The 13,561-nt window shown below is 40.0% G+C and carries 6 protein-coding genes; 4 read left to right on the plus strand and 2 right to left on the minus strand.

Features of this window, described 5'->3' with window-relative positions:
- Nucleotides 1-420: 420 nt before the first annotated feature.
- A complete protein-coding gene (gene aldA, locus BCU68_RS04865; protein ID WP_102563673.1) occupies nt 421-1,869 on the minus strand; it encodes an aldehyde dehydrogenase in 1,449 nt (482 codons plus the stop codon).
- A 291-nt stretch (nt 1,870-2,160) separates the two neighbouring features.
- Here aldA and BCU68_RS04870 point away from each other — a divergent pair, with 291 nt between their 5' ends.
- A complete protein-coding gene (locus BCU68_RS04870; protein WP_102563674.1) occupies nt 2,161-2,934 on the plus strand; it encodes an FCD domain-containing protein in 774 nt (257 codons plus the stop codon).
- Nucleotides 2,935-3,562: 628 nt separating this feature from the next.
- On the opposite strand, the gene BCU68_RS04875 is transcribed toward BCU68_RS04870, so the two are convergent.
- Nucleotides 3,563-6,832 (minus strand): FG-GAP-like repeat-containing protein, encoded by a 3,270-nt coding sequence (locus BCU68_RS04875; RefSeq protein ID WP_102563675.1) that lies wholly within the window; start codon nt 6,830-6,832, stop codon nt 3,563-3,565.
- Between the two features lie 966 nt (nt 6,833-7,798).
- Here BCU68_RS04875 and BCU68_RS04880 point away from each other — a divergent pair.
- From BCU68_RS04880 to BCU68_RS04890, 3 genes are all read left to right on the plus strand, one after another.
- Nucleotides 7,799-9,253, plus strand: coding sequence for a carbohydrate porin (locus BCU68_RS04880; RefSeq protein ID WP_102563676.1), 1,455 nt, complete (start codon nt 7,799-7,801; stop codon nt 9,251-9,253).
- Nucleotides 9,254-9,313: 60 nt separating this feature from the next.
- Nucleotides 9,314-12,178 carry a beta-galactosidase gene (locus tag BCU68_RS04885; RefSeq protein WP_102563677.1) on the plus strand — a complete coding sequence of 955 codons (2,865 nt, stop codon included), beginning with the start codon at nt 9,314-9,316 and terminating at the stop codon, nt 12,176-12,178.
- A gap of 62 nt (nt 12,179-12,240) precedes the next feature.
- Nucleotides 12,241-13,416 carry a hypothetical protein gene (locus BCU68_RS04890; RefSeq protein WP_102563678.1) on the plus strand — a complete coding sequence of 392 codons (1,176 nt, stop codon included), beginning with the start codon at nt 12,241-12,243 and terminating at the stop codon, nt 13,414-13,416.
- Nucleotides 13,417-13,561: the final 145 nt, after the last annotated feature.

A 13,561-nucleotide genomic window follows, 5' to 3' on the forward strand; every position in this document is an offset into this window, starting at 1 on the left:
TGGTAAATAAGTGGCGAGTATTTTTAGCAAATCGTTGATTAGTGAGTAAAAGTTTCATAATGAAAATGGTTTAGTGGCAGGTTGAAGTGATTAACTGCCTGTAGGCATGCTTGAATTAATTTGGAAGGCTCAAAGAACACATACAGAAATGTAAGGGGAACACAATTGCTATTGACTTTTAGCCAGAATATAAGCCGTAAGCAGTAGAGGTAATGTGAAGTCAGATGGGGTAGTCGAAAAAGCTTTAAAGATTGATCTCTTATTAAGGTGTAGATTGAGCTAATTCATTCAAATACTTTGCGGTGTTCGTTGTTGACATGCCTTTAAATGACTGCCGCTTGTATTTTTTATTTTGCGCAAAATAGCACCACTACCGCGATGCTATCTTTATTATATTTACAATATCAGTTAACTTTTGAATTATTGATAATTGACATACACAGTTTTTTTCTGAAGGTACCCTTCGAGACCATGTTTGCCATCTTCGCCTCCGATTCCTGAACGTTTAAACCCGGTATGGAAACCATTAAACAATTCACCGTTAGGTCGGTTAACATATATTTCACCCACCTCAAGCTCATTAACGGCCTGCATTATTTTTCGCATATCGTTAGTGTAAACATACCCCGAAAGGCCAAGATCTATATCATTCGCATACTCTAGAGCTTGCTCGAAACTACTAATAGGCATAGCTGATACGATTGGACCAAAGGTTTCTTGCTGCATTATGTCCATATCATTGGTCACATTGGTAATAATGGTGGGTGCGAACCAGAAACCTTTATCAAATGCAGATCCTTCGGGTTTGCCACCACCTAACTCAATCACTGCACCTTGCTCTTGAGCACGCTTGACCATGCGTGTGAGGTTATTGATTTCTCTAGCATTGACCTTAGGACCAATATCAGTACTGCTTTCAAGGGGATCACCAACAATGAGCTCTTTAGTTTTAGCTATGAATTTAGCCATAAACTCATCATAAATAGCATCATGAATATACATACGTTCGTTTGAGGTACAAATTTGTCCACAGTTACCAAATCCAGATTTGACTGCCATATCAACAACATGATCAATGTCAACATCGTCAAGAACGATAAATGGTGCTTTACCACCGAGTTCCAGGTTAAGTGCTGTAATGTTCTCTGATGCAGAACGGTATAAAATTGAGCCTACTTCAGAGCTCCCCGTTAATGTCACAAGTTTGGTTATTGGGTTTCGGACCAATTCATCGCCGACGACATCGCCCTCACCCGAAATAATATTTACAACACCTTTTGGGAAGTCACATTCCGCGATGAGCTTTGAAAACTCCAATACAGCAAGAGGTGTATCCGCCGGTGGCATTACAACCATGGTGTTACCGGTGACAAGTGCATTTCCCAATTTTCTTGCTGCGAGAGCGAGAGGGTAGTTCCATGCCAGCAACCCAACGGTCACACCAAATGGTACGCGCTGAATCCAGATTTGTTCGTCTTGATTTTCGCTGGTAAATATTTCCCCCTCAATACGTCGAGCAGACTCTGCTGCATAACGAAGAAAGCCAACGGAGCCAGCAACTTCACCACGAGCATCAGATAGTGTTTTTCCTTGCTCAGTGGTCAGTAGCTTCGCAAATGATTCAGTATTTTTTTCCAGCTTGTCTGCTAATTTAGATACATAGTTTGCACGAGTCTGAGCAGGAAGCTTAGCCCATGCCTTAGAAGCTTTTTCACTAGATAAAAGAGCTTTTTTTGCATCATCTCTAGTGGCTTTTGGTGCATAACCTACAATAGTTTCGTTACTAGGATTGATAACTTCAATAGTCTCTAAACCAGAGGCCTTTAACCACTGACCATCGATGTACAGGTTGCTAATTAAAATAGACATAGATCCCTCAGTAAATACAAATAATATGGAACTAATATAACCTAGGTGGCATTAGTGGTCAACCAAATGAGTTATTGGTGAATGTATATGTGATGTTGGTAGGTATATTCCGTCTTCTACTTGAATATAGCGGTTTTTAAATATAAATCAGAAATACTGCATAATTTTTCAGTTTTCTTAATCTTATGTGACAACAACATGCAAAACAAACATACAACAAGTAGTAAAAGAGTTGATGATCGCTTAAAATAGGTCAACCGAATTGAACTGAACAGACTACCCGGAAATAAAATGATTGAAACAAAGAGTACGAAAAGACGGTATTATGATATCGGATTACAAATAGAAGAATTGCTTCATTCTGGTGTTTTTAAAGCTGGTGAGCGTTTACCATCTGAGCGTGAATTAAGTGACCGATTTGAAACAAGCCGAGCAACTATTCGCGAAGCGATTATTATGCTTGAGCTTAAAGGCTTAGTTGTAGTTAGACAAGGTGCAGGAATTTATTTTATTGATTCTCCCGAAAAAGCTTCAAACAGCGCGTTTATTCCAAAAAGTGATATTGGCCCATTTGAACTTCTTCAAGCAAGACAAATCATAGAAAGTAGTATTGCGGGGTTTGCTGCAACTCAAATTAAGTTCAATGAATTACGAGAGCTCAAAAAGGTACTAAATCAGCAAGAAAATCAAATTAACGGTGACAGTGAAAAGTTTGAACAACTCGATGAACAGTTTCACCACTTAATTTCAGAATCGACTCAAAACCGCGTACTCATTCGACAGGCTGCAGAGATGTGGAATACAGTTCGAATTAAAAACCCACTTTGGCGTGAATTAAACCACAAATATTTACATGAAGAACGATTACAAACTCAGTGGATTAACGATCATAAACGTATTTTAATGGCATTACAAAAACGTTCTGCAGAAGAGGCCAAGCAAGCTGTGTGGCAGCACATCGAGAATAGTAAGGTAGAGTTACTAAAAATTGCTTCATCAGAAGGGGTCGATGAAGAGCTCGATGACTTTTTCTTTGCTCTCGATTTGGATATCGAAAATAGCTAATGGCACCTAATTAATAGTGAGCGGCTTTTTATTTTTGTATATCGTAGAGATCTCAATGTATTCGTTCTAGGGATTGCTCTGTCCCTAGAATACTTAATATAGTATTCATTTATAAGTAAGAAAGATGCTCATAATTCTTGTTCATCAACGATGTTCATAATGAGCAACAATACCTTTTGATTTTTGAAACACAAATCGAACAATTATTGATATTGATAAGCCATAGCATAATCTTCAAGTGGAGTAAGCCAATGGCGATCAACTCTCATCTCCTTCCATCCATGCAATAAACTATCAATAATCGAACCCGTTATCGAATATGCTTACGCTATGCTCGGGGGGGTTTCTATCATTTTTAGCCAATACCATTTTATTTGTATTTTAATGAGCAAAACACGTGCAGCGATAAGGTGATTATTTAGTTCTATTTAGCAGATCATTCATGTTTGTGGAAAATACATATCTTCCTATTATTAATTACGTCTAGACCTTGAAAAAGAGCATAAAAAATCCAAGCATATTTAATACACTTGGATTTTGAAAGTTTTTAAGGATCGTTTAACCGATCACTTTGATTCTAATTGTATAATCTCAATTGAGAGGAACAATTTTTTAGTTTGATTGTGGTTTAGCAAGGAGTTTCATCATCAGCAGGAGTAATACAAATAGGTTGAGTCCCCCAGTCTTTTCTGTCCCCTTGATCGTTATTAAACTCTAAAAATAAGTAATAAAAATCATTGTCAGGAAGATCTTTTGTTGGTACTAATCCATCTAGCTGAAATGACGGTAGATCTAGTGAGTAAGTGACGGTACCTTTTTGACCACCAATAGTGTCAGTTACGATGTCATACTGTACACCTGTTCCTTTACCGGCGTAGTCGTATAGTAATGACCAGCTTGGTTGTTGAAGACGGCGTAGGTAAATTTTTACCCCTTCAGGTGTGATACTATTTGACCCTGCGTTGTAGTCAAATGTAACTTCCATTGGTTTATTGATCGGGTTGGCGCGTGTTTTGTATTTCCAATCATTGTCCAAGTTGATGGCTATCGCTACATAATCCTCAGTGTCCATTGTGATGGTATCTTTGATCGTCCCTAGAACTTCACTTCCGTTTGCTGTTGCGGTAATCGTCACGTTGCCAACACCAGTTCCTGATACTTCACCGTGATCTGAAACAGTGGCAATACCTGAGTTTGACGTAGTCCAGGTGATTGATTCATCATCTGGTTTTTCTGTTGGGTCACTTGACGTTAGTGTTGTACTGAGCAGAATGCTTTGACCTACATACAACTGACTGCCATCGTGCTCTAGCGTGATATCGGTTACGTAAATTGGATCAAATTCACCGACTGATATATGGATGGTGTCATTGATGCCTTCTGCCACTGAAGATGATACCGTTATTGTGGTATCTCCATTTTCAAGAGCAGTTATGACCCCTGTACTGTCAACACTAGCAACTGAAGGGTTATTACTGGTGTAGACTACTTCTGGTTTTGCATTTAATGGTGTAAATTTTGGAACCAGTGAATAAGTTTCATTAACACGCAGCTTTTTCTCTGTACGGTCTAATGTGATATTGGTTGGTACTGGAGCTATGCCGTGAGCAGATTCAAGAGTGTCATTAAGGGTAGGCTTGATAAAGCTGACAGTTTCGCCATTTCGCCAAACGATGGTTGCTTTATTAACTTGATTATTAATCCCAAGACCAAAATGCGTTAGGTTCATTACGCCTTGTGAGAAGGCTTCACCACGTGAGCCGACTCGGTGAGACGGTTTTGTACCAGATGCGGTTTCTAGGATGATGCGTGCACCTAGCGGGTCAATATTTGCGAATGGGCTGTAGCCAACGTCAACATTGAGGTAGTTACCTTCATCGGTAGTGGTATTTTTGTATAAGTACCATTTGCCTTCTTCATTACTACCGTTAAGTAAGTCGACTTGACCATTACGGTTAAAGTCAAACGCTTGTCCCATATCGCCGTGACCAGGATCGCTGACATCATGTGCGCCGTGAATCGTTGTTGCTTCAAATTTCCCTTTACCATTATTGATTAGTAGTAAATCTGAAATACGCTCTTTTAAGAAACCATAGCGATGAATGAAGAGATCATTCCAGCCACTGTTGTTGAAGTCACCGAATGTGACTCCCCAGTGGTTGCCTCCAGAGGGTACATTCCATTCTTCAGTGGCATCAACAAATTTGTCGCCTTGGTTGATAAGCAATATATCATTAACGTTACGGTTTGTTGGTTGCCATTCTGTTTCAATTCCAGTAACATTTTCAAGTGAAAACGAGACGTTCCAATAGACATTTTGAGTTCGTACCCATTCGGCTTTCCATTTACCATTACCAATGTAACCGATATAAATACCATTTTGGTCACGGATCTCAGGGAAACCATTGGCATCTTCAGGTTTGATCTCTAGAGAATGTGGTGCATCTTTCATGTCAGGGTGTAACTGATTTTCCTGGAAACCAGTGGCGAAAACCCATGTTTTCTCTTTAGCGTCACCAAGGTAAATCGGATAACCATCATCATATTGACGATAAACCAGGTCGAGTTCTTTGAGCGTCAGTGCTGCACCGTCATCTGTTGTAATATCAATGAGTGTCACCCCTGTCTCGCCGTCATCACGTACATCGAATTTTGCTGTTGTCGGGTTGAAATCATAAGACTTGCGTGACATTTGATATTCAGGAAGGCCACGGGATAGATAGAGATCAAATAATCCATCATTGTTTAAATCAACTTCTGCAGCAGCTTGAATTTGACCTGCATTTTGAACACTTTCTGGTAAAAACTCACTTGAAACGTTAGTGAACGTGAAATCACCATTGTTTTTCCATAATGTGAGTGGTGAGAACAGCAATAGATCCTGTTTACCATCATTATCAAAATCAAGAACAAGCACTCGCTCAGATTGTGTCATCTCGATACTTGGAATGCGAACTTGTTCGAAACTCCCATCTCCGTTATTACGATAGAATAACTGAACAGGACCATCGTAATTTGGAGTTGTAGCATTAACCAATACGAGATCTAATAATCCATTATTGTTGAGATCTACCCAGCGTGGTGAGCGTCCGCGTGCAGGGGTGTTAATTCCACCATTGTTTTCAACTTCAACAAACTTGCCGCCTTCATTTTTAAATAAAATATAAGAAGAAGGGCTAGTACCGTTTGCTCCCCCCATTGCCAGCATTAAGTCAAGATTGCCATCGTTAGTGAAATCCCCTAGTGCAGTACCATGGTAATCTTGAGCGTATGGGAAGATAGGATCAACATTAACCGTGGCCCCAGCGAAGTTGGTGACCACTTGTGGTGCGATGTAGTTGTGGTTGTTAAGAATAGCATCGTAGAACCCATTACCTGCAATATCCCCTATCGATGGACCGCCATATTTGTACGTGACTTCAGTATCGAGTCCAACCTCTGCTGATACGTCTGTAAATTGAGGTAAAGTAACGTCACCGAGTGGGCTAGCAGTCATTGAATTGACTCTTACGGTTCCTGTTCTGACAGCTATTGTAAATTCCACTTCATCGTCAGATTGAGTTGCTAGCTCATTTAATTGAGTAATCAAACGCAAAGAGTGATCGCCTGAACTCGGTATATCAATCTGATCTAAAAGAATATGTGTTCCTTGAAGCACAGAAATAGAAGCGTAGGCAGAATCTATTGTGACTTTTAAATCAAATGCTTGAAGTGATTCGGGTGATGTGATGTCTATAGCAATGTTGATATCTTTGCCTACTTCAATAGAGGCAGGTAATGAAACTGATGGATTTTCTCCCTCTGGTGGGGTTGTATTGTCGTCGGAGTTATTTTTGCATCCTACAGCGGTTGCTATAGCCAATGCTAAAAAGCTGTATCCAATTTTGGTTAATGACATTTTTTTTCCTTACTTGTCAATGATATTCCATTGTGTAGGATAGTTTTTTATTCTAAATAGGTCTGTGATCTCGATCTTTTGGTTCCATGAATTTATCATTTAGTTATCCAATACATGAAATAGATCAACCTATTTGGTGATTTTTGATATTTTAAATGATGTTATCGTGGTTTTATTGGCTTTTTTTTAAGAGTATGGCATGTTTTTTTAGAATTAATGAATAGGGTACCTATCTTATGTTCAACCAATTATTTATTTATAATTAAGATTCAGAGACAAAAATATTCAAGTTTAGCTAATTATCAACCGTAGACTGGAGGTGTGATCAGCTACTGCGAGTTACTGTGGTCTAGCTATTATGGTGAATATAATACCAAGGTTTCTTACTAGGTATTAACTAAGTGTAACGGTGGATATAATGGAATGTTTGGAGGGAACTAATAATTACTATATTGCTAATAAATCAATACTTTATATAAGCTTTGATTGTTAATTGATTACTAAAGTCTGCGATTTTAACTGTTTTTACAAAACCTACTTATAACCTGTATTTCTTTCTCTTCTTCTTTGTTTATTCATATATTTTCCTTTCAATAAGTTTACCTGTTTTTGAGCATATTATTTGTAATTCATGGGAGCCATATCGGAAGAATTCAGTATTTATGGCGTAATTAAGCATAAAAATCACTAAATTTAGTTAATGATACCATTTTTATTTGTGACTTATGGTGTGTTATGTGTGTTGTAAAGCACTTAAAAGGCGCTTGTGGTCAAATTTTAGCATAAAAAAAAAAATCTAAATGCGAAATGTTACTTTCATCACGTTAAATTGGGTTACCAATATTTAAACTTGTCAACATTAGAGTGGAATTGGTTAGGCAGGTTTGGTATTTGCTTGGCACTAGATTTCATTAGTTATTTCTAATAAGTAAACCGATTAATTAACGACTTTAACAGGTAAATAAAATGAAAAGGAAAATTCTTTCACTAACTCTTGTTGCAGCAGCAGTAGGTAGTATATGTGCGCCAGCAGTCGCTGGGGATGCTACTCATTTAGATGGTTTCAAATATTCAGGCTACGGTCGTGCTGCTGTTGGAGTAACACAAGATCAGCTTGTTAGTAAAGAAGCTGGACGTGCTCATAATGGTGTCAACATTATTCAAACCGCTGGTAACCCATATAAACCAACAGGAAAGCTTGGTAATCAAGGTAGTCAAGCCGAACTCCATTTAGATTATGGAGTGAGTCAGAATGACATGAACTGGGTAACACATGTCAACTTGTTTACCGGTGCGAGCGATTACAACGATCCATCCAATCCACCATCAAACTACGTGTATCTTGATGAATGGTGGGTGCATGGTACTGGTATTTTTGATAGTAGCCCCAATGCAGCACTTTGGATGGGTAAACGTTACTACGGACGTTATGAAGCTTCACTGAACACATTCCAACACGTTAACCAGGATGGTATTGGCGGTGGTGTCGACAATTTTGATGTTGGTTTCGGCATGTTGGACCTTGGTGTTGTGAAGGATGGATTTGGTGGCACAACACATGAATTCTGTGAAAGAAGTTCGCTAGGGGAATGTAAGGATGATTCTGTTAAAGGTTATACTGGCGGCAATGTTTCATTCCACGCAAAATTACACAGTGTACCCATCACTGACAATGTAAAAGGTGACGTGTTTTTTAACTATGGCCGCTATTTCGGCTCTGATTCGGATATGAAGTCTCATACCTCAGGCGGAGAGTACTCTCGTTCAGCACGTGAAGACAATCCCGATTCATACCAAGTTGGTTTGTCAATTAAGCAAGGAGAGTGGGCAGATTTCAACCGAGTGCTTGTGAGATACAGTCACAAAACAAGTTCTTCAATGACGCAATCTTGGCTACATCGTCCTAGCTATCAATTTGGCGGTTTCTTTGATGGTATGCAGGAGGTAACGGATTCGATTCGTTTAGAGTACTTACTTTCTCATGAGACAGCGTCATATGGCGATGATGTAAAAGATCTCGCAATTAACTGGGATTTACCTTATGAAAAAACCACCTGGAACCAAGCGGTTGTTCGCGGTACTTACAAGTGGAATAACAAGTTCTCAACCAAGCTAGAAATGGCTTATGACCAAATGGATTTTGAAGTTAATGGCACGGGTGCAATGAAAGGCTCGGATGGAACCAACTCGTCAGCAAAAGTGACACTTGCTCAAGATATCCATTTGGGCAGTGGATTTTGGGATCGACCAACAATTCGTTTATTTGTGACTTATGGTCAGCTTGATACGAATACTCTTGCATTCCAGAGTTATAACAATGAGTACGGTAGTGACTGGCAAGCCGGTTATAACCCATATATTACCGAACTGGGTAAGAAGAATGCGACAACCTTTGGTTTGATGTTTGAAACTTGGTGGTAATTTTTTGATTGGCAACCTGTTTAGGTTGTCATCACCTATCTTTCTTTAGGATCTTTTACGATGAATACAAATAAAACAAAAATAGCAGTATTGCTATCGACAGTTTTAGTCGCGGGATATGGTTGTAAGTCAACGCCAACGACCGATATTAATGTGGATAATAATGGTGAAGAAGTCACGGCAGCTTTCCCTGACTTTGAGTCTGATAATTTCTTTAATTCCGTTAAAGCAGAACACGCGAAAACGAAAATCTCCAATGATGCTGGCGTTACAGCAGGCAGTAAAGCTCTGCAAATTGATTTTGATGCAGTATCGGATGCGAATAAGTATAAATACTGGCCAAATGTTAAGTTTTTCCCTGTATCAGGTGAGTGGAATTGGAACTCAAAAGGCAGTCTAAAAGTTGATGTAACTAATCCGCTAGATACACCAGCTAATGTCATTTTTAAGTTGGTTGATAATGTTGGCCAAATGGGAGCTGAAACGAATCAATTGAACTATGCAGTCAATATAGCGGCCGGTGAAACCCAAACCATTGAAATGCTATTTAACGGTGGTACTCGTAAGCTAGATGGTTATTGGAATGGTGATAACCTCAATTTAAGAAAGCTAGTCGAACTGCAAGTGTTCGTTCAAGGACCTGCAGATGCTCAAAGCATTGTGCTAGATAACCTTGAATTAGTGAATGCGACGGGCGATTTTATTTCGGCAGAAGAAAAGGTCGTTGAAGTTGGACCGGTACCAACAGTGGCTGCGATTACTAGCTTTGAAGGTGGTGAAGAGACGTTTGTGAGCGCAGAGCGCAGTAATTCGACTCAAACACGTATTGTCGATACGACAGATGGAAAAGGTTTGGAGGTTAAATTCTCTTCAAGCAATGCTTATCCAAACGTGACATTTATGCCTAAATCACCGTGGAACTGGTCTGATAAAGGGGACTTTAATTTAGCGTTTGATATTGAAAACCCAACCGATGACCCTATTCAAATGTTTGTACGAGTTGACCAAGCAGAAAATGCTAACTGGGGTGGCACGGCAGATGGTGTCACTGACAGCATGTCAAGTTATATGACTATCCTTCCAGGAAAAAAAACGACTTACTATATGTCGCTTCGAGAGCTCGAAGGCAAGATGACTTCTGGAATGCGAAGTGAGCCACCAAAACTATCATATGATGCGCAAGCTATCAGTTATGGGTGGGGTGAAACTGGTTTAGACGTTTCTAATATCGATAATGTTCAGCTTTATCTTCAAAACCCGACGAAGGATGCAAAGATTATTGTTGATTCTATTCGACTGGTTCCTAATTTAGATGCAGACACGTCGCGTTATATGGGGATCGTCGATCAATATGGTCAGTTCACTGGTGATGAGTGGGAAGAAAAAGTACATTCAGATGAAGATCTTAGAGAGGCAGGTAAAGAAGCGCTCGCTCAGTTAGGTGATGTTAAACCAATGGAAGACCGTTGTAAGTTTGGTGGTTGGAAAGACGGTCCACGACTAGAAGCAACTGGCTTTTTCCGAACTGAAAAAGTGGATGGCAAATGGACGATGGTTGACCCTGAAGGGTGCATGTTCTTCATGACTGGACTCGATAATATTCGAATGGATGATACCGTGACCATTACCGGAATCGACTTTTCTGATAAGGATACAAAAGAAGGGCGTGTTGTAGCATCTGAGCTAAGACATTCAATGTTTGAGTGGCTACCAGAAGAAAACGATCCTCTTGCAATCAATTATGATTACGCAGGATGGATTCACTCTGGTGCTCTTGATAAGGGGGAAGTATTCAGTTTTTACCGTGCTAATCTAATGCGCAAATACGATACAGATCAAGCAGAAGCAATGCAAATCTGGAAAGACGTGACGCTTGATAGAATGGTCGATTGGGGTTTTACCACGCTTGGAAACTGGATTGATCCAATGTTCTTTGGTTCAGACCGTGTTGCATATGAAGCGCATGGTTGGATTTATGGCGATCACAAACGAATCAGTACTGGTAATGACTATTGGGGGCCGATTCATGACCCATTTGATCCTGAATTTAAAAACAGTGCCCGTGACATGGCTAATGAAGTCGCTTCACGAGTAAAAGATGACGATCAATGGCTTGTGGGTGTTTTTGTTGATAACGAAATCAGTTGGGGCAATGTCATGAACGAAGCAAATCACTACGGTTTGGTCGTGAATGCATTAGCTTATGATGCAAAAGAGAGTCCAGCGAAAAAAGTATTTGCTAACTATTTAAAAGGCAAATACGCAACGATTGCGAAACTTAACTCAGCATGGGGCAGTAAAGTAGCATCGTGGGATGAGTTCAACCAATCCTTTGATCATCGCTCAGCATTGACAGCAGGTATGAAAACCGACTATTCCGAACTGCTGCAAATGCTGTCCGAAAAGTACTTCTCAGTAGTACGTGGAGAAGTGAAACGTGTCCTACCTAACCACCTTTACTTAGGTGCGCGTTTTGCTGATTGGGGTGTCACTCCTGAAATCGCTCGAGGCGCTGCGAAGTATGTCGACGTAATGAGTTACAACTTGTACGCCAATGACCTTAACTATGGCAAAAAAGCGCATTGGAAGAAACTACTTCCGGAGCTAGATAAGCCAAGTGTTATTGGTGAGTTCCACTTTGGTGCAACCGATACCGGCTTGTTCCATGGTGGTATTATTTCGGTTTCTAATCAAAAAGAGCGTGCTGAAATGTATACCCAATACATGGATAGCATTGTAAAAGATCCATATTTTGTTGGTGCACATTGGTTCCAATATTTGGATTCGCCAGCGACAGGTCGTGCTTGGGATGGTGAGAACTACAACGTTGGTTTTGTAACGATTGCAGATGAGCCATATGTAGAACTTATCGATGCAGCTAAGCAATTCAATGCGGATCTCTATACGAAGAGATTTGGGAAGTAATAAAATAAGACCCGCGATATTGTCATGTCGCGGGTTCTACTTAAAGTAGAAGGATTTATAGAATGAAAAAATTAGTATTAGCAATATTGGTTGCGAGTGCATTTTCAGCTCAAACTCTGGCTGAAGAAGTGTTGATTAATGGTTTTGAAGGAACAATCGAGAGTCCGGAAGATGCGGTCGTATATTACGCAAATGAAGGGGCTGTGCATGAACTTGTTACTAGCGATTTTGCATCTGCAGATGGCGGTAAGGTCTGGGATATCACATTCGATCCAAGCGATAGCAGTGACTATGAGAAAGTGTCTTTTGGTGGCTCTGAAGCGATGGCACTCGACCTTAGTGATTACCATACAATTAAATACAGTATAAAAAATACAGGCACTAATGCTGCAGTATATGCGATGCGTTTAGAAGACAGTATCGGTGCTACATGTGATTTCTACCTAGAAGAACTAGCACTATCAGCGGAGCGAATGGATACGTTAGATATGGCGACTTGTGCTGATAAAATTGATGCGTCGGATATTTTGTATTTTGCGATGTTTGCTCGCCCTTGGGATACAATAAATACAATCAATGTTCAGGTTGAAGATGTTGTTGGTGTAAAAGAAGATACTACGGAGCCTCCAGTTGGCGATATAACGGTGGTTGAATCTTTCAGTGATATGGATGTTGGTACGGTTGTTGATAATGACGCTGCATCGTTAAGCAATATGGTGTCTAGTGACTATTCCAGTGATAATGATGGTAAGTCGTGGAAGATTGATTTCGATGCTAGCCATCAAGGTACTAGTATGTGGGGAGAGTGGGACTGGAGTGCTCGCGATACCTTTGAGTTCGATGTTATCAACAACTCTGGAGAAGACCTTGCCATTACGGTGAAATTGATCGCTCAGAATACAGATTGGGGCGAAACCTATAACCTATATGGTGGAGAGACTCTTTCTTCATCTGAAGAACCTCAGACGATCAAAGTAGACCTAGATTCCTCTGATGCGGGTGCTAATTTTACTAAAGGCGCAGTTGGTGGAATTCAGTTTATGCTTGATATTGACCCTAGTTCTGATGTAGCAGTTTATTTCGACAATATTCTTGTTTCAGGTCAGGATAGTGGCACAACGCCCCCAAATCCAGACCCAGATCCAGAATATCCAGAGACTATCGGTAAAGGCGGAAGTTTTGGTAGCTTAGGCTTATTCATTATTTCTGCATTAGCATTCTGGCGTCGCAGAAAGTAGTACCTAGCAAGGCAGTCGCACGGCTGCCTTTTTTAATACTTTATTCAAAGTACCAATCGACTCGATACCTCCGTGCATTCATGACTTATACGTCATTGGTGTCTAAAAACCGTATTCTTCAACAAGTATAAAAGCGGTGCGTTAC

Source organism: Vibrio sp. 10N.286.49.B3 (assembly GCF_002873395.1).
GTDB lineage: Bacteria > Pseudomonadota > Gammaproteobacteria > Enterobacterales > Vibrionaceae > Vibrio.